15 protein-coding genes and 1 pseudogene are annotated in these 17,357 nt (G+C 64.2%); all 16 read right to left on the bottom strand.

Translation table 11 applies throughout. The annotated features are described in order from the left end of the window. Positions 1 to 23 precede the first annotated feature (23 nt). Positions 24 to 1,751 (bottom strand): ABC transporter ATP-binding protein, encoded by a 1,728-nt coding sequence (locus ACZ48C_RS20775; protein WP_464783920.1) that lies wholly within the window; start codon positions 1,749 to 1,751, stop codon positions 24 to 26. Further along, positions 1,748 to 2,620 (bottom strand): ABC transporter ATP-binding protein, encoded by an 873-nt coding sequence (locus tag ACZ48C_RS20780; RefSeq protein WP_464783921.1) that lies wholly within the window; start codon positions 2,618 to 2,620, stop codon positions 1,748 to 1,750. The genes ACZ48C_RS20775 and ACZ48C_RS20780 overlap by 4 nt, the downstream gene beginning before the upstream one ends. Continuing rightward, a pseudogene (locus ACZ48C_RS20785) lies at positions 2,617 to 3,084 on the bottom strand (iron chelate uptake ABC transporter family permease subunit); the annotation flags it as partial. The gene ACZ48C_RS20780 and the pseudogene ACZ48C_RS20785, both read right to left, overlap by 4 nt. Positions 3,085 to 3,215: 131 nt before the next feature. Continuing rightward, positions 3,216 to 4,259 carry a FecCD family ABC transporter permease gene (locus ACZ48C_RS20790; RefSeq protein WP_464783922.1) on the bottom strand — a complete coding sequence of 348 codons (1,044 nt, stop codon included), beginning with the start codon at positions 4,257 to 4,259 and terminating at the stop codon, positions 3,216 to 3,218. Beyond that, a complete protein-coding gene (locus ACZ48C_RS20795) occupies positions 4,256 to 5,293 on the bottom strand; it encodes a FecCD family ABC transporter permease (protein WP_464783923.1) in 1,038 nt (345 codons plus the stop codon). The genes ACZ48C_RS20790 and ACZ48C_RS20795 overlap by 4 nt, the downstream gene beginning before the upstream one ends. Continuing rightward, on the bottom strand, positions 5,290 to 6,003 hold the full coding sequence (locus tag ACZ48C_RS20800; RefSeq protein ID WP_464783924.1) for a siderophore-interacting protein: 714 nt from the start codon (positions 6,001 to 6,003) through the stop codon (positions 5,290 to 5,292). The genes ACZ48C_RS20795 and ACZ48C_RS20800 overlap by 4 nt, the downstream gene beginning before the upstream one ends. 1 nt (position 6,004) lies before the next feature. Beyond that, positions 6,005 to 6,967: an iron-siderophore ABC transporter substrate-binding protein gene (locus tag ACZ48C_RS20805; protein WP_464783925.1), complete on the bottom strand. Its 963-nt coding sequence runs from the start codon at positions 6,965 to 6,967 to the stop codon at positions 6,005 to 6,007. Positions 6,968 to 7,051: 84 nt separating this feature from the next. After that, positions 7,052 to 9,490, bottom strand: a complete 2,439-nt coding sequence (locus tag ACZ48C_RS20810; RefSeq protein WP_464783926.1) for a TonB-dependent siderophore receptor — start codon at positions 9,488 to 9,490, stop codon at positions 7,052 to 7,054. Between the two features lie 145 nt (positions 9,491 to 9,635). Beyond that, a complete protein-coding gene (locus tag ACZ48C_RS20815; protein ID WP_464783927.1) occupies positions 9,636 to 10,598 on the bottom strand; it encodes a FecR family protein in 963 nt (320 codons plus the stop codon). 76 nt (positions 10,599 to 10,674) lie between these two features. Next, on the bottom strand, positions 10,675 to 11,190 hold the full coding sequence (locus ACZ48C_RS20820) for a sigma-70 family RNA polymerase sigma factor (protein ID WP_464783928.1): 516 nt from the start codon (positions 11,188 to 11,190) through the stop codon (positions 10,675 to 10,677). 509 nt (positions 11,191 to 11,699) lie between these two features. Continuing rightward, the gene (doeB, locus tag ACZ48C_RS20825; protein WP_464783929.1) at positions 11,700 to 12,704 is read right to left on the bottom strand and encodes a N(2)-acetyl-L-2,4-diaminobutanoate deacetylase DoeB; all 1,005 of its coding nucleotides are present in this window, start codon (positions 12,702 to 12,704) and stop codon (positions 11,700 to 11,702) included. Positions 12,705 to 12,707: 3 nt separating this feature from the next. Then, complete coding sequence (gene doeA / locus ACZ48C_RS20830) at positions 12,708 to 13,889, bottom strand: ectoine hydrolase DoeA (RefSeq protein ID WP_313192510.1); 1,182 nt, start codon at positions 13,887 to 13,889, stop codon at positions 12,708 to 12,710. Between the two features lie 34 nt (positions 13,890 to 13,923). Beyond that, complete coding sequence (eutC, locus tag ACZ48C_RS20835; RefSeq protein ID WP_464783930.1) at positions 13,924 to 14,916, bottom strand: ectoine utilization protein EutC; 993 nt, start codon at positions 14,914 to 14,916, stop codon at positions 13,924 to 13,926. Beyond that, positions 14,913 to 15,914: a hydroxyectoine utilization dehydratase EutB gene (gene eutB, locus ACZ48C_RS20840; protein ID WP_464783931.1), complete on the bottom strand. Its 1,002-nt coding sequence runs from the start codon at positions 15,912 to 15,914 to the stop codon at positions 14,913 to 14,915. Before eutB ends, eutC begins: the two co-directional genes overlap by 4 nt. Then, entirely contained in the window at positions 15,911 to 16,693 is a 783-nt protein-coding gene (gene eutA / locus ACZ48C_RS20845) for an ectoine utilization protein EutA (RefSeq protein ID WP_464783932.1), read from the bottom strand. The genes eutB and eutA overlap by 4 nt, the downstream gene beginning before the upstream one ends. After that, on the bottom strand, positions 16,693 to 17,355 hold the full coding sequence (ehuD, locus tag ACZ48C_RS20850) for an ectoine/hydroxyectoine ABC transporter permease subunit EhuD (RefSeq protein WP_318912747.1): 663 nt from the start codon (positions 17,353 to 17,355) through the stop codon (positions 16,693 to 16,695). Before ehuD ends, eutA begins: the two co-directional genes overlap by 1 nt. Positions 17,356 to 17,357: the final 2 nt, after the last annotated feature.

A 17,357-nucleotide genomic window follows, 5' to 3' on the forward strand; every position in this document is an offset into this window, starting at 1 on the left:
AACCTCTCAGCAAGCAACCTGGCTTAACCGGCCGCATGAGCCAAATGGAAGCTCCGATACCGACCATTCTTTCGTGCGATGAGCTCGGCATGATTGCCGCTCTCGACGATGCGGCCATCATCGACGACGAGGATGCGGTCGGCATTGGCGATGGTCGCCAGGCGGTGCGCAATGACCAGCGTCGTGCGTCCGGCCGAAAGCTCGGCCAGCGACTGCTGAATCGCCCGCTCCGTCTCCGTATCGAGTGCCGAGGTCGCCTCGTCGAGGATCAGGATCGGCGGGTTCTTCAGGAAGATGCGCGCGATCGCCAGCCGCTGCTTCTGTCCGCCCGAAAGCTTCACGCCTCGCTCGCCGATGACGGTATCAAGGCCGTCGGCGAGATTGGCGATAACGTCATCGAGACGGGCGCGCCGCGCCGCATCCAGAATCTCCGCTTCCGTCGCACCGAGCCGGCCATAGGCGATGTTCTCGCGCACCGTGCCGGCAAAGAGGAACACGTCCTGCTGCACGATGCCGATGTTCGAGCGCAGCGACCGCAGCGTCATGTTCCTGATATCGACGTTGTCGACGGCGATGGCGCCTGAGGTGATCTCGTAGAAGCGCGGCAGGAGCGAGCAGATCGTCGTCTTGCCCGCACCGGAGGGCCCGACGAAAGCGATGGTCTCGCCGGCCTTGATCGAGACGTTCAGCCCTTCGAACACGGTCTTGTCGGCGCTGTAGCCGAAGGCGACGTCGCGATAGTCGATATCGCCGCGAAGACGGCTGACATCCACCGCGTCGGCCCGGTCCATGATGTCGGGTTCTGTGTCGAGGAACTGCGTGTAGCGCGTGAAGCCGGCTATGCCCTTCGGATAGGTCTCGATGATCGAGTTGATCTTGTCGATGGGCCGGAAGAACACGTTGACGAGCAGCAGGAAGCCGACGAAACCGCCCGCCGAAAGCGCGCCGCGCGTGACGAACCACGCCCCCGCCAGCATCACCACCACCTGTACGAAACGCATGGAGAGATAGGAGAGCGAGGCGGAAGCCGCCATCACCTTGTAGGCTTCGAGCTTGGTGACGAGATAGTTGTGGTTGCTTTCGGCGAAGAGCCGGCGCTCGTGGTCCTCATTGCCGAAGGCCTGCACGACGCGGATGCCGCCGACATTCTCCTCGATGCGGGCGTTGAAATCGGCGACTCGGCCGTAGAGTGCGCGCCAGGTGGTGGTCATGCGCGATCCGTAATGCGTCGTCACGAAGGCGGTCAGCGGCACGATGACCGCGGTGATCAACGCCAGCGGCACATGCACCCACAGCATGAGGATGAAGGCGCCGATCAGCGTCATGATGGCGATGAACAGGTCTTCCGGGCCGTGATGGGCGACCTCGCCGATCTCCTCGAGATCCTTGGTGAGCCGCGCCACGAGATGGCCGGTCTTCTGGTTGTCGAAGTAGCCGAAGGAGAGCTTTTGCAGGTGGTCGAAGGCCTTGCGCCGCATCTCCGTCTCGATGCGGATGCCGAGCATGTGCCCCCAATAGGTGACGATGACCTGCAGGCCCGCATTGATGAGGTAGATGAGAAGGAGGCCGACGGCGGCGAGCGCGATGAGATCGAGCCGTCCGGTCGGCAGCAGGCGGTCGATGAACAGCGTCACCGCGACCGGGAAGGCCAATTCCAGAAGCCCCGCCACCACGGCGGAGGAGAAATCCAGCACGAACAGGCCACGATGCGGACGGTAGTAGGACGCAAAACGTTTCAGGACGCACATCATCGGAGTGTCATCCCGATATCAGCTGGGATAGCAAAGCGCTCCGTTTCTCCCATACCTGTTTCATTCCCCGGTCGGCTTGCGCTGTTCCGCCGCCCCTTCGGCACGACCATGGGCGTTCCGGAGACTGGATCGTCAATAACAATGGAAGCCAGTCCGAAGACAGCCTGCACGAGCTGTTGTGTAACGACGTCCTGTGGCGGACCTTTGGCAACGATGCCACCGTCCTTCATGGCAATGAGATGGGAGGCGTAGCGACAGGCGTGATTGAGGTCGTGCAGGACGGCGACTATGGTTCGGTCTCCGGCATTGAGGTCAGCCAGCAGGTCGAGCATTTCGATCTGGTGAGCGATGTCGAGGAAGGTCGTTGGTTCGTCGAGCAACAGGAGCGGTGTTTCCTGAGCGAGCACCATCGCGATCCACACACGCTGACGCTGGCCGCCGGAGAGTTCATCGACAAGACGGTCCGAGAGGTCGGTTACATGTGTCGCCGCCATCGCCGCGGTGACAGCGGCCTCGTCTTCAAGCGACCATTGCCGGAGGAAGGACTGGTGCGGGTAACGTCCCCGCGCCACGAGATCGGCAACCGTGATGCCCTCAGGCGCGATGGCGCTTTGCGGCAGGAGACCGAGCCGACGTGCAACATCCTTTGACGACCGCGCGCTTATGGCTTTGCCATCGAGGATAACGCTGCCATGCGCGGGAAGAAGCAAACGCGACAGGGCGCGCAGCAAGGTTGACTTGCCGCAGGCGTTCGGCCCGACGATGACGGTGAAGGACCCGTCGGGAATGGTAACGGAAAGGTTCCGCGAGATGGTGCGCTCCTCATAGCGGAGCGTGAGGTCTCGGGCGTGGAGACGGTCGGTCTTCATGTGCGGCCCTCCCGGATGATGAGCCAGAGGAAATAGAGGCCGCCAATGCTGACGGTAACGACACCGACGGGCAAGCGGGTGGAAAAGAGATGCTGGGCGGCCCAGTCGGCGGCGAACAGCAAGATTCCACCCATCAGCGCCGAAGGCAGAAGCACCACGCCCGCCGACCGTGTCAGCCGACTTGCGATCTGCGGAGCGGCAAGGGCGATGAAGACAATGGGGCCGGTAGCGGCCGTGACGGTGGCCGTAAGCGCGGAGCCGAGCACCGTCAGGCAACGTCCAACCCGGTTGGCATGCACGCCGGAGGCCGTGGCCGTGTCGTCACCCACCTCGAGTTGACGCATTGGCCGCGCGAGAAACAGCGTTGGCGGTACGATAAGATACAGAACGAAAATGACAGGGACGAGTTGCTTTGTCCCAAGGCCATTCAACGAGCCCGCGCCCCAGACGGCGGCGCCGAGCGCCACGGCATTGAGCGGGCCCGCGGCGGCAAATGAAATGACAAGCCCCAGCGCGATGAACGGTGCGACGGTGGCGATGACGCCATAGCCCGGCGTCACCGATTGCGCTTCGAGCTGCGGTTGCTGTTCATTCATCATCGCCGACCCTCGCGGATAAGGAGCCATAGGAGATAGAGCCCGCCAACGCTGATCGTCATGATGCCGACGGGGAGCTGGCGGCCGAAGGCGTGCTGTGCCGCTGCGTCGGCTAAAACCAGCAGGACCGCGCCGACAAGTCCCGGGGCAAGAAGCCCGACGCTGGAAGCACCGACGAGACGCCGCGCAATCTGCGGGGCGCATAGCGCAATGAAGGAGATCGGCCCGGCCGTTGCGGTGGCAAGCGCCGTCAGCGCCACGCCGAGCAGCATTAGCAGGCCGCGCGTGCGGCGAACGGTGACACCGGACGCGAGGGCGACATCATCCCCCAGTTCCATCTGGCGCAGCGGGCGGGCGAGGGCCGCGAGGGGAAGGCAAAGCAGGCAGAACAGCACGGCGGAGGGGCGTAGCTGCTCGAAACCCAGTCCGTTCAGCGATCCGGCAGCCCAGAATGCCGCGCCCATCGCCATTTCCAGATCCGCCTTCTGGATCAGCCAGGCATTGAAGGCCGACAGCATGGCGGATGTGCCAATCCCCACGACGATCAGACGGAAACCCTGCTGGCCGGTCGTGCCGGCGAGCACATAGACCAGTATTGCCGTGACGATGCCGCCGCCGAGGGCACCGAATGCCGTCGCGTAATATCCGCCTGAAAAAAGCAGAAGCACCACCAGCGCGCCGGTATGCGAACCCGCGGCGAAACCGATAATATCAGGCGACCCCAGGGGATTGCGTGTCAGCGATTGAAAGATCGCGCCGCCAAGGCCGAGGGCCGCGCCGAGAAGCATCGCGAGCAGCATGCGGGGCAGGCGCCATTCGAGAATGATCATCCTGGTCTTGCCGGTGGCCTGCCCGGACAGCGCGTTGAAGACATCCGCCGTGCCGGTATTGAAGCGCCCCGCCGTCAACGAGAAAAATGCAAGCAGGAGAAGCAGCGCTGTGAGTGCGAGGCACACGGCCAGCGTCCGCGTCCGGATACGGAAGGAGACCTGCTGGCCGGCATTGCGGCCGAGCGGCGGGAAACGATGGATCAGCGCTTTCAAAGGGTCTTCGTCCTTGCACTGCGAGCCAGCATGATGAGAACCGGCGCGCCGAGAAATGCCACGACGATGCCGGCATCGAGCTCGTCCGGATAGATGAGCAGCCTGCCGGCGATATCGGCAGCCAGAAGAAGATTGACCGAGCAGAGCATCGTCAGCGGGATGATCCGCCGTTGATCCGATCCGACGATCCAGCGGGCGGCATAGGGCATCATCAGGCCGATGAAGCTGATCGGCCCGGTTGCGGCGGTGGCCGAGCCGGCCAGCAGCGTCACCGAGAGGATGACGGTGATGCGCAGTCGGGACAGGTTCAATCCGAGCGCCCGCGCCGTGTCATCGCCCAGCGCCGCAGCGTTCAGCGCGGGCGCGGCGATCAGGGCAAGCAGCAAGCCGGCAACGATGAACGGCGCCACGGTCGCGGCGACGGCGAGGTTGCGCCCGGCGACCGTGCCCACCTGCCAGTGACGCAGGCTGTCGAAGGCCTGGGGGTCGAGCAGCGTCACGGATGAGCCGATACCGCCGAGAACGGCCGAAATCGCGACGCCGGACAGAAGCAGCCTCACGGGCGTCGCGCCGCCGGCGCTTGCGCCGATCGTGTAGACGAGCAGGCCGGCCATGGCCGCGCCGGCGAGGGCGAACCAGACATAGGCGGTGATCGACGCGAAGGAAAACACGCCGACGGCCAGAATGACGGCAAAGGCCGCGCCGGCATTGACGCCGAGAATGCCGGGATCGGCCAGAGGGTTTCGCGTGGAGGCCTGGATCAGCGCCCCGGCCGTGCCGAAGGCCGCGCCGCAGAGAAGACACAGTATGGTTCTGGGCAAGCGGTATTGACGCACGACGATGTGGTCGGTCATGCCGGGATCGTAGTGCAGGAAGGCATCACGCACGGTGGAAACCGAAATGGGCCGCGCGCCCAGCATCAGGCTGGTGATCGAAAGGGCGACAAGCAGGAGGCCGAGGATGGCAAGGGCCAGCGGCACGGAACGCGCACGCGTCCGCCCGGCAGGCCTGCCTGACACCAGCTGATCGCTCACGAGCGTGCCTGCCCGTGGATCCAGTAGCCGACGGTGGTCAGCTGTTCGCGCGGCAGCCCGAGCGTGTCGCGGAAATGCTTCCGGCAGGCGGCGATCTCGCTGGCTTCACCGGCAACCCAGACATAGCCGGGACCATCCGGAAGGGTGATCGAGCGTGCAATGTCCGAAAGCCGGCTTGGGCGCTCGCCGTGATGCATGCTCTCATGCCAGTGGACGGTGCAGTCCGCGGTGGCGAAGTTCTGTCGGTCGCCGGCTGTCATGATCTCGACATGGGCAATGACCGGCAGACCCGCCGGCCGCTCTTCGATGATCCGGCCGACGGCCGGCAGCCCTGTCGCGTCGGCAATCAGCAGGATCCATGTACTGTCGGCCGGTGGGACGTAGCGGAACCGCGGCTTGAAGATGCCCAACCGATCACCCGGCCGGGCGGCGCGCGCCCAGGTGGAGGCGACGCCGCCTTCATGCGAGACGAAATCGATCGTCATCTCGCCAAGCGCCCCGTCCCAGCGCCGGATGGTGTAGTACCGTCCGGGTGCGTCGGCCAGCGGCACGTTCCCGTCGGGAAAGCTAAGCCAGATGAACTCGTCCAGCCCGCCGCAGCTCGCAAAATCGCGCAGTCCGTCGCCCCCGATGACGACCCGGATCATCGATGGTGTCATCCGCGCGCTGGAGAGTACGGTCGCGGCGTGAAAATCCCTTTCCTCGACCATGTTAGCGCCCCTTCGCGGCCGCGGCCGCAATGCGGTCGACGAAACCGGGGAATGCATAGGGAATGGACAGGACGCTGACGGCGGAGGTCGCCCAGACGGAGACCGGATCGTCGAGCGGGACATAGGCGCCGCGGCGCATCGGGCCGAAGGCCTGAAGCAGCGGCTGGCTTTCCGCATCGGCGCGGGCGCCCGGCCCGTACCAGACGATCAGGACGTCGGCATCGAGGCGATCGAGGTCCTCCAGGCTGACGCCGGTTCCATTGACGTCGGGGTCGGCCGCCATCAGGGCTTCGATGCCGGGGGCGAGGCGAAGCCCCATCGCCATCAACTCGCGCACCCGCGGGTCGCTTGCGAAATAGACCCCGAGCGACCCTTCGCCCGGAAAATAGCTGCCGAAAATAAAGGTCTTGTCCTTGAGGACGGGATGAGCGTCGGCAAGGCCGCGCAACTGCTTCTCCGTCGCTTCTACGAGGTCGCGGGCCTTTCCGGGCTCGCCGAGCGCTTGTCCGGTCAGTGCCATCTGCTCGCGCCAGTCGGCTCGCCACGGCGCCGAACTGTAAGCAACGGTCGGCGCGATGCTCGACAGGCGTTGCCATTCGATTTCGTTGATGCCGGTCTTGATGGCCAGGATCAGGTCCGGTTCGAGCGCGGCAATCGCCTCATAGTCGAGTTCGCCGGATTGCAGCAGTGTGGGCGTCTGCGTCCGCAGATAGGGCTCGTTCCAGGGGAGGATGCCGCTGCCGAACAGGCCGTAGCGATGCATGCCGACCGGGATGCGCCCGAGCGCGAGCACCGCATCCTCGCCGTTCCAGCCGAGGGTGACGATGCGCTGCGGCTCCGCTTCGATACGGGTGGTTCCCAGCGCGTGACGGATTTCGACGGGGAAGCGGTCCGGCGCGGTGTCGAAAGCGGCCTTGACGCGGCTTGCGGCAAGCAGTCCCGCGGCGCCGACGAGAACGCCCATGAATTGCCGCCTGTTTGCATGATCTGCTGTGTTCATGGATGGCAAAAGCCAGCCGGCGGCGTCGCACGCCGGCCGGCTCCTTTCTCAGAATTTGTAGCTCAGCGAGAGGGACGCGTTGAAGGGATCGCCCCAGACGTTACTGTAGATGTTGGTGCTGGCGTAATACTTCTTGTCGAAAAGATTGCGGATGTTGAGTTTCGCGCTCACATTCTCGTTGAAGTCGTACTTGGCCATCAGGTCGACCACCCAGAAGGCATCCTGCTTGGTGGTGACGCCAGCAGGGAAAGTGCCGTTTTTCTGGGTATAGCTGCTCGAGCTTTCGAAGCGCGCGCCGCCGCCGATCGTCAGCTTGTCCCATTCTCCCGGCAGGCGGTAGGAGGTGAAAAGCTTCAGCGTGTTCCGCGGAATGCCGACGCTCATGTTGAAGCCGGGCGGAAGCTCGGTGCTGGTATGGGTGAAGCTTGCCTGCATCTGCCAGTCGGGCAGGATCTCGCCGGACAGTTCCAGCTCGATGCCGCGAATGACGGCGCCGTCGGCGGCCACATAGGCATCGTCGCCCGTCGGCGTCAGGTTGCCGTCGCTGACGGCGAAATTGTCCTGCTTCGTGTGGAACAGGGCGACGCTTGCATTCAACCGTTCGTCGAAGAAGGCTGCCTTGACGCCGACTTCGTAGGTGTCGCCCGTAACCGGTGCCAGGGTATGGCCGGCAACGTCCATGACCGACTGGGGCAGGAAGATGCTGGTGTAGCTTGCATAGGCCGAAAGTGTGTCGGTCAAGTCATAGACCACGCCCGTATAGGGGACCCACACGCCATTTTCCTTGATGGAGTCGGGATAGGGACCCCAGGCGATGTAGTTGTAGGTCGAATCCTGGTCATACCAGGTGAAGCGCGAGCCCAGGATCACCGAAAGATCGTCCGTCGGCTTGAGGCGCGCCGCGCCATAGGCCGAGTATTGGGTCAGGGTATATTCACGGACGCCCGTCGTTTCCCATTCCGGCTCGGGGAAGGCGCCGGTCCAGTCGAAGATGTTCGGGATGGTCGCGTCGAAGCCGGGGACGGTCCAGAGTGGGTACATGTCATAGTCCGCGCGAGTGCGGGACGCATTCACACCGAACATCAGATCGTGCTCACGACCGAGCAATTCCATGGGGCCGCTGATCTTGGCGTCCAGGCTCGCCTGCTTCGTCACGATCGGCCACTTGGCAACCCACAGGCTCGATCCCGCGCCGGTGTCCTTGTCCGCATAGCCATTGCGGCTGAACCAGCCATAGGTGCGGTCATTGTCCTCGTAGGTGTACGACGCGGTGGCGTTGAACTTCCAGTCGTTCTCGAATTCGTGGTCGAACGAGATGAAGCCGTTGTAGCGGGTGCGGTCCTGGCGGCTCCAGTTCGCCGCCGAATTGAACGAACGGTCGAACGTGGCCGGCGTGCCATCCGAGAAGTAGGCGGGCGCGCCGAAATAGCCGCAAGCCCGGCATTCCTTGTTCTGATATTCGGCACCGATAGTTAGCATCGAACTGTCGCCGATGTCCGCTTCCAGGATTCCATAAAGCGCCTGCGATTTCTGCGTCAGCCGGTCGATGTAGGATTCGCCGTCCTGCAGCACGCCGACGGCACGGCCCCTGAGGCCACCGTCCTCCGAAAGCGGGCCTCCGACGTCGAAGCTGCCGCGATGGGTGTTCCACGAGCCGGTCGTTCCTTCGACCGAAGCCTGGAAGGTGTCTGTCGGGCGCTTGCGCACCAGGTCGATGGTCGCAGACGGGCTTCCCGCGCCGTTCAGCAGGCCAGAGGCGCCCCGGACGATTTCGATGCGGTCGTAGATCTCGGTGTCAAGGCTCAGCGAATTGAGGTTCTTGCTGACATTGACGCCATCGACCTGAAAATTCTCGATCTCGAGGCCGCGCGCGAACAGGCCCTTGTCGTTGTCGTCGGCAATGCCCTTCTTCTTGAAGATGATGCCGGGGCTGTTGGCCACGACTTCCTCGACATTGCTCAGATTCTGGTCCTCGATCCGCTGGCGCGAGACGACGGACACCGATTGCGGCGTTTCCCGGATGGAGAGTGCAAGGCCCGTCGCCGTCGACATCGACTTCGTGGTGTAGGAACCGGTGTTCTCCGTCATGACACCATCGCCCGCGACCACGATGGTTTCGAGAGCGGTGGCGCCTGCGGCATTGCCGGCATCCGTATTGGACTGGCGCGGATCAAAGACGGTCACCGCATTGTCGCCCGTGAAGCTGTAGGAGAGGCCGCTGCCGGAGAGGATCTGCTGCAGGGCGCCGGGGCGCGTGTAGGGGCCGACGGCAGCACTGGATGTCTTGCCTTCCGTCAGTGTCGCCGGATAGGCAATCTTCAGACCGCTGACGCGTGCGAAACTGGCAAGCGCGCTGCTCAGCGGCTGCGACGGAATATTGTAGGTTCCCGGCTGGAGCCGGCCCGTCGTGGCCTGTTGTGCCCATGCCTGCTGGCCAGGCACCGTGTGAACCGAAGCGGCAAGCGCGACGAGTGCCGTTGCCAGCAACCTATTTTTTCCCGAAAATCTCAACTCTGAACCCCTTGACGCAAATCGGCGACAGACCCCTGTCTGGTCCGTCATGGGGTAAGACCGGAAAGATGAGAAAAAACCTCAAGCTTCACAGAAGGAAAAATTAACACTCTCATTAAGTCTATGAAATAATTGTCAAATAATTTGAGATGTGGCGAACCTTGATCGGCAGGCCGCCTTGCAGCACATCCAGCGAGCCGTTGGCGTCGCGCAGATCGAGCACTGCATTGACCCGGAGCTTCTTGATTTGCCTGTCCATGATGACGATGACGCCATGATGCCAGGCGCTCAGTGCCGACACGACCTCCTCCAGTGACCGGCCTTCGGCGACATATTGGCCGTCGCGCCATCCCGTCACTGCGGACACGTCCGTTTTGACGGCCGCCCCGATCCGTCCCTGACGGTCGATACGGGCGACTTCCCCTTCGCCGACATCCAGCGTGTCGCCGGAGACAGTGCTGATCCGCACGCTATGCTCGGTCACGGCAAGCTCCGCGCGTGCCTCCGGCAGATCGCGCACGATGTCGAAGGCCGTGCCCATGGCCCGGAAGGACAATTCGTCCACCATGACCTCGAACGGGCGCGCCGGATTGGCCGCAATCTCGAAGTAAGCCTGGCCCGCCCTCAGATGAACGCGCCGCATGCCATCGGAGAAATCAACGTCAATCGCCGAGCGGGCGTTGAGCGAGACGCGTGATCCGTCCGGAAGGTCGATCACCTCAAGGCTGGCCGTATCGGTGGCGTAGTCCGCCGAAAGGCGATTGAGCAGGCCGGAGGACCAGAGTGCGCCACCGGCAACGCCGCTGGCGCCGAGACACAGGAACAGCGAGAGTGCGCCGCGGCGCGTCAGGCCCTGCTTCGGTGCGGCCAGCACGCGCCCGCTCCTGCGGTCGAAATGCAGGTTGCCCATGGCCGCCCAGAGCCGCTCGGCCTCGTCGGCCGCCTGTGCATGCCGGGCGTTTTCGGCACGCCAGGCCGCATAGGCGGCAGCATCTTCAGACGTTGCCGCACCCGAATTCAGGCGAACGATCCAATGCAGCGCCTCTTCGACCGGATCGGCTTGCGTATCGGCAAGTTCATTCATCGATATATCCAGGTTCGTTTGCCCCTCTGCCGGTTAAGACGGGTCACGTCGCATAAATCCACAATAGGCTCGCACATTACAGGTCCCCATCGGCCAACAGGAGGGATCGGCAATGAAGCAGGGCGCGGACGATATGTTTTTCGACCATGCTGGTGGATATGCCGAGATGCGCAGCGATCTCCAGATGAGTGTATCCCTGCAGCTTGTTCATCACGAAGGCTTGCCGGCATGGCGGCGGCAGGGCGTTGAGGTAGACGGCGAGCTTGGCCAGTTCGCGCTGCATCTCCATGCGCACAGCGCCGTCATCGGCAAGATGGGCCTCGTCGAGGCTGTCGAGGTCCACACGGCGCTGCCATTCACGGTTCTGGCGATCGGTGAAATCGATCGCGGCATGGCGGGTTGCGGTATAGAGATAGCTTTTCGGATGGTCGATCGGCGTGGTCGACCGTCGCGCAACGAGCTTCAGATAGGCGTCCTGAACCACTTCCTCGCCGCTGTCGCGATTGCCGACAAGCCGCGTGGCGAACCGGACCGCCTCGCGATGGTAGAGCTTGAACAGCTGATAAAGTAATGCGTTGCGGTTGATTGCCATCGTTTCCGGCAGTTCATTCCGTGGTTGCCACGCGTGAAATTCCCGCCGTGGACACAGCTGCGCCTGTCATAACCGCTCGAAAGATAAAAACAAGATAAAATAAGTCAACTTATATGACAGTGCCACGACGTGGCGAATATTCGATCGAAGGTGGGTCGAGGTATCGGTGACGGAATTTTGCCGGTCAGCTTGGTCTATCCAATTAGAGCAGATGACCTCGCAAACCATCTACAACCCGTTCGGCGGGAGAGCACCGTTGCCCCTACGGCGTATCGTCCCCCGGTTGCGCAGATGGCCGCATGAAGATGCCCTTCCTTTGGTGGGAAACAGGCACGGCTAAACCGGGCGGCGGCTTTTGCAAGCGGATTGCCAAGGCACCAAACCAATGGTCGATGACAATCGATGCCCCGTGTGCAACCCGTCAAACCCATTGCTTCGCTACGGCAAGGCAGAAGGGTTGAAGCGGCCCTTGGCCATCACGGTCCGTTGTATATCGTCGTGACGACGGGTTATTCGGTAATCCCGCTGATTACACCGGCAAGCACGCTGACGCAGTCGCCGGATTTGACGAGGCCGGGGAAATGGCGGGCGGCGAGGATGCCGTCCATTTTCGCCCTGACTTCCAGCGGCTGCACGCCGGTGCGGCCGACGGGATAGATCCGGGCGACGACGTCGCCGTTTTTTACCGCTTCGCCTAGGTCGAAGAGCGGTTCGATAAGGCCACCGTCCTCCGCGAAGGAGAAGCAGTTGCCGTCGGGCATGTCGAGCCAGGTGGTCTCGGAGGCGTCCGCCGTCCCCTTCAGGATGCCCGCCGCCTTCAGCAGGTTCCGGATGCCCCGTTTGGCGATGCCGGCGCTTTTCGCCGTCGCCGTGCCGCCGCCGCCGAGCTCGGTGGTGATGAAGATCTTCCCCATCTCCTCCGCCGCCGTATCGTACATGCCGACCGCGTCGATCTCCAGCATCTTCATCGACCAGGGCGCGCCGAAGGCGCTGACCAGCTCGAAGGCTTTTGCCTCCTGCGCCTTGTCCGGCAGGATATGAGCGGCGCAGAAGGGCAGGAAATCCAAAGTCTTGCCACCCGAATGGAAGTCCAGCACGATATCGGCGAGCGGCAGCAGTGTGCGCTGGAAATAGTCGGCGATCTTCTGGGTCACCGTACCGTCGGGCGCGCCCGGAAAGCTGCGGTTCATGTTGCCCCTGTCGATCGGCGAGGTGCGCGTGCCGGCCAGGAAGGCCGGGTAATTCATCGCGGGCACGATGATGATCGTGCCGGCGACTTCCTCCGCCTTCAAGGACCGGGCGAGATCGAAGAGCGCGATCGGCCCCTCATATTCGTCGCCATGGTTGCCGCCGGTCAGAAGGGCGGTCGGGCCCTCCCCGTTCTTCACCACCGTTATCGGGATCATTACCGAACCCCAGGCGGAATCGTCCCGGCTATAGGGAAGGCGCAGGAAGCCGTGCTGCACGCCCCCGGCCGAAAAATCGACCGTGGGGATGATGGGAGATGCGCGCATGGCTCAATCCTTCACGAGAAGCTTGCGCGGCACGTTGGCCAGGCACTCGACACCGGTTTCGGTGATCAGGATGCTTTCCGTCGTCTCGAAGCCCATGTCTTCGAGCCAGAGCCCCGTCATGAAGTGGAACGTCATGCCCGGCTTCAGTTCACTGCGGTCGCCGGGGCGCAGGCTCATCGTGCGCTCGCCCCAGTCCGGCGGATAGGAAACGCCGATGCCGTAGCCCGTGCGATTGTCCTTCACGATGCCGTATTTCTTGAGCACGGCGAAGAAGGCATTGGCGATGTCCTCGCAGGTATTGCCGGGCCGCGCCTTCTCGAGCCCCGCTTCCATGCCTTCCAGAGTGGCCTTTTCCGCATCGAGGAAGGCCTGTGTCGGCTTGCCGAGGAAGACGGTGCGCGAGAGCGGCACGTGATAGCGATGATAGCAGCCGGCGATCTCGAAGAAGGTACCCTCGCCCGACTGCATCGGCCGGTCGTCCCAGGTGAGATGCGGCGCGGAAGCCTCGACACCGGAGGGCAAGAGCGGCACGATGGCCGGATAGTCGCCGCCGATGCCATCGACGCCACGCGTGCCGGCATCGTAGATTTCCGCCACGAGATCGCATTTGCGCATGCCGACCTCGATCTTGTCGAAGATGCGCTCATGCATCTTCTCGACGATCCGCGCGGCATTGCGCATGTAGCGGATTTCCGTCTCGCTCTTGACGGCGCGCTGCCAGTTGACGAGCGCCGTGGCGTCGACGAAGCGGGCATTCGGCAGGTGCTTCTGCAGCGAGGCGAAGGCCGCCGCCGAGAACCAGTAATTGTCCATCTCCACGCCGATGGTCAGCTTGTCGAGGCCGCGCTCGGCGAGTTTCGCCGACAGATAGTCCATCGGGTGGCGCTCGGTGGACTGCACGTAATGGTCCGGATAGCCGATGATGTTCTCGTGCTTCAGATAGGCGGTGAGCTTCGCGCCGTTGGCGTCCTGCCCGCGGCCGTACCAGATCGGCTCGCCCGTCGGCGGTACGACGACGCACTGGTGCACGTAGAAGGACCAGCCGTCATAGCCCGTCAGCCAGTTCATGTTCGACGGATCGCTGCAGATCAGCACGTCGATGCCCTTGGCTTCCATGGCCTTGCGCGTTTTTTGCAGACGCGCTTCATACTCCGGAAGCGTGAACTTCAGGTTCGCTTGTTTCATCGGTTTTTCCTCTATACCCGGCGAAAAGCCGGTCTCAACTCTCGAAGACCGTGCCGACGCCCGCCCCTGCCGCACGGGCGGCGGCAAGGGTTGCGATGGCCGTGTCCTGAATGCCCGTGCCGGTCAGGTCCGCCACGGTGATCTCGTCGGGGCCGCTGCGGCCCGGCTTGCGCCCGGCGATGATCTCGCCGAGTTCGGGGAAAAGCGCGCCCTCCGTCACGAGGCCCGCTTCGATGGCATGGTGCAGCTCGCCGAGCCGGCGCGTCTGCGTGAGGCTGTCGGCGACATAAAGGCCTGCGCCGGCAATCACGGCCGGCTCGATCTCGTTCTTGTGCTCGGCATCCGAGCCCATCGCGGTGACATGCTGGCCGGGCTGGAGCCATTCGGCCTTGAGGACGGGCCTTTCCGAGGGCGTGGTAGTGACAACGATATCCGCCCCGTCGACCGCCGCCCGACCATCCGCCACGGCGCGGACTGGAAAGCCGAGTTTCGCCGTCAGCTCCAGCGCCGCCGTTTCGGCCTTCGCCGCATCGCGCGCCCAGATGCGCGCCTCGCGGATCGGCCGGACGAGGCTCAAGGCTTCGAGCTGCAATTTCGCCTGCATGCCGGCACCGAAAATGGCGGCGACCGAGGCGTCCGGGCGTGAAAGATGGCGGGCCGCGACGGCGCCGGCCGCGGCGGTGCGCACATCCGTCAGGTAGCCGTTGTCGAGCAGCACGGCCTGCACGAGGCCGGTCTTGGTGGAGAACAGCACCATCAGCCCGTTGGTGCTGGGCAGGCCGATCTTCGGATTGTCGAAGAAGCCGGGGCTGATCTTGATCGCGAAACCATCAAGGCCGGGCACATACGCCGTCTTCACATCCACCTCGCCGTTCTGCTCGGGCATGTCGAGCCGCAGGATCGGCGGCATGACGACGGCCTTGGTGGCAAGCGCATGGAAGGCGTCCTCCACGCAGGCGATGGCTTCGAGATCGAGCGGAACGATGCGCCGCAGCTCCGCCTCGGTGAGTATTTTCATCGTCGTCACGCCGCGTCCTCCCGCAACAATCCGGTCTTCCCATTGAGGACCCGCAGATGCTGGCCCATGTCCACGTTGCGGCCGGAGAGAATGACCGCCACCGGCCCCTCCAGCCGGCCAAGCCGGCCGGTGAGCAGCGCCGCGATGCCGACGGCGCCGGCTCCTTCGATCACCTCGCGCTCTTCCCCATAGGCATGTCGCATGCCGGCGGCGATCTCGGTTTCGGAGAGGAGGATCACGTCATCCAGCAACGCACGGCACATCGCGAACGTCACGGCGTTGTCGAGCCCGATGCCGCCGCCCAGCGAATCCGCAAGGCTCGCGACTTCCTCGACCTGTACCGGCCGCCCCGCATCGAGGCTCGCCTTCATCGCGGCGCCCCGTTCCATGGTGAGGCCGATGACACGGGTCCCGGGTGAACGCCCCTTCACCGCCGCGGCGACGCCTGCCGCCAGTCCGCCGCCCGAAAGCGGCACCAGCACCGTCGCCACGTCGGGCATGGCCTCGACGATTTCCAGCCCGAGCGTGCCCTGCCCCGCCACCACGGCCGCATCGTCGAAGGGCGGCACCATGACGAGGCCGTCTTCGGCGACCAGCCGGTCGACCTCCAACTGCGCCTCGTCCTGCGAGCGGCCGACGATGCGGACATTCGCGCAGAGCCGACGGATTTCCGTGACCTTGTTGTCGGGCACGAGCCGCGACATGCAGATCGTCGCGACCGATCCTTCCGCCTTGGCGGCATGGGCGAGCGCGCGGCCGTGATTGCCCGTCGAGGCGGCGACGACGCCCCGCGCCCGCTCGTCCGGCGAGAGCGACAGCACCGCATTCGTCGCGCCGCGCAGCTTGAAGCTGCCGGTCGTCTGGTGATGTTCGAGCTTGAGGCCGACGGGCACGCCGCAAAGCTCGGAGAGCGAAGCGGAGAGCGCGAACGGCGTGCGCCGGATCCGGCCTTCGATGCGCCGGGCCGCCTGTTCTATATCCGCCAGGGTCACGGGAAGAACCGTCATGCTCCGCGTCCCGAATAGGCGAGCGTCATCAGCCGGCCGAGCTCCGGCCGCGCCGCCGCATCGCCGCAGAGGCGCAGGCATGCCCAGGCCGTCGCCAGGTTGCTGGTGACGACCGGCTTGCCGATGACCGTTTCGATTTCCGCCGCGACGCCTGCCGCCCGCACAGCCGTGCAGGAAATGAACAGCGCATCGCTGTCCGTCGCCATCGCCTCCTTGGCGAAGGCGACGATCTCCGCCGGGGAAATACGCGCCATCTCGCGGTCGTCGGTCAGGCCGAGGCAGGTGAAACGGGCGATATCGAAGCCGAGCCCCAGGAAATAATCAGCCATCGGCCGGCTGGTTTCGAGCGTGTAGGGCGTCAGCACGGAAATGCGCCTCGCATCGAGCGCCTTGAGGCCGGAAACCGCAGCGGCCGTGGGCGTGACGACGGCCGCGCCGGGTTTTGCGGCCCGCACGGCGGCCTCCACCTCTGCATCGCCGATGACGACGGAGGCGGAGGTGCAGGAATACATGACGACATCCAGCGGCTCGTCCGGCAGGATGAGCGCGGCGCCCGCCGTCAGCGAGGGCTGCATGGCACGCAGGTTTTCCGGCGTCACCGGATTGGCATAGGGGATGCGCGTCGCGTAGACGCCGATCCGCTCGCTTGCCACCATGCGCTGGAAATCCACTTCCGTCGTGTGGTCGGTCGCAAGGATGATCAGGCCGACGCGCTTGGCCAGCGGCCGGTCGTCGAGCCCTGGTGCGCGCGAGGCGAGGGTGAGGTCGGGCGTCCGCATCAGCGTTCCTCCAGCCGGGCGTAACGTTCTTCCAGCCAGCGCAGGAAGACGACGGAGATAAGGCTCATGATCAGGAAGAACACGCCGACCAGCGTCATCGGCTCGATATAGCGGTAGCTGCTGTTGGCGACGCTTTTCGCCTGGTTCATCAGCTCCAGCACGGTGATGGCCGAGAGCAGCGGCGTCTCCTTGAACATGGCGATGAGATAATTGGCGAGCGCGGGGATCATCGGCGGGATCGCCTGCGGCAGGATGACGTGGATCCAGGTCTGGCGCTCAGTGAGGTTCGTCGCCTTCGCCGCCTCCCACTGGCCGCGCGGCACGTTCTCGATGCCGGCGCGGTAGACCTCCGCCGCATAGGTGCCGTAGTGCAGGCCGAGCCCGATGACGCCGGCCAGCAGCGCCGGCAGACGGATGCCGATATCCGGCAGCACATAGAAGATGAAGTAGAGTTGCACGAGCAGCGGCGTGCCGCGGATGAACTCCACGATGAAGCCTGTCGTTCTTGCGACCGGCTTCGGCGCGGTCATGCGCAGGATGGCGAAGATGAGGCCGACCACGGCGGCGACGGCGGCCCCGAGCACGGTCGCAAGGATCGTGATCTTCAGGCCCTCCAGGAGGGTCGGCATGATCTGCCAGACGAAATTCCAGTCCCACTCCATCG

Source organism: Shinella sp. 1A1 (assembly GCF_055379515.1).

Bases quoted from the DNA above. Each gene is read 5' to 3' on its own strand.
- ACZ48C_RS20775 (WP_464783920.1), bottom strand. From the start codon at position 1,751: ATGATGTGCGTCCTGAAACGTTTTGCGTCCTACTACCGTCCGCATCGT.
- ACZ48C_RS20780 (WP_464783921.1), bottom strand. From the start codon at position 2,620: ATGAAGACCGACCGTCTCCACGCCCGAGACCTCACGCTCCGCTATGAG.
- ACZ48C_RS20800 (WP_464783924.1), bottom strand. From the start codon at position 6,003: ATGGTCGAGGAAAGGGATTTTCACGCCGCGACCGTACTCTCCAGCGCG.
- ACZ48C_RS20805 (WP_464783925.1), bottom strand. From the start codon at position 6,967: ATGGGCGTTCTCGTCGGCGCCGCGGGACTGCTTGCCGCAAGCCGCGTC.
- ACZ48C_RS20815 (WP_464783927.1), bottom strand. From the start codon at position 10,598: ATGAATGAACTTGCCGATACGCAAGCCGATCCGGTCGAAGAGGCGCTG.
- ACZ48C_RS20820 (WP_464783928.1), bottom strand. From the start codon at position 11,190: ATGGCAATCAACCGCAACGCATTACTTTATCAGCTGTTCAAGCTCTAC.
- doeB (WP_464783929.1), bottom strand. From the start codon at position 12,704: ATGCGCGCATCTCCCATCATCCCCACGGTCGATTTTTCGGCCGGGGGC.
- doeA (WP_313192510.1), bottom strand. From the start codon at position 13,889: ATGAAACAAGCGAACCTGAAGTTCACGCTTCCGGAGTATGAAGCGCGT.
- eutB (WP_464783931.1), bottom strand. From the start codon at position 15,914: ATGACGGTTCTTCCCGTGACCCTGGCGGATATAGAACAGGCGGCCCGG.
- eutA (WP_464783932.1), bottom strand. From the start codon at position 16,693: ATGCGGACGCCCGACCTCACCCTCGCCTCGCGCGCACCAGGGCTCGAC.
- ehuD (WP_318912747.1), bottom strand. From the start codon at position 17,355: ATGGAGTGGGACTGGAATTTCGTCTGGCAGATCATGCCGACCCTCCTG.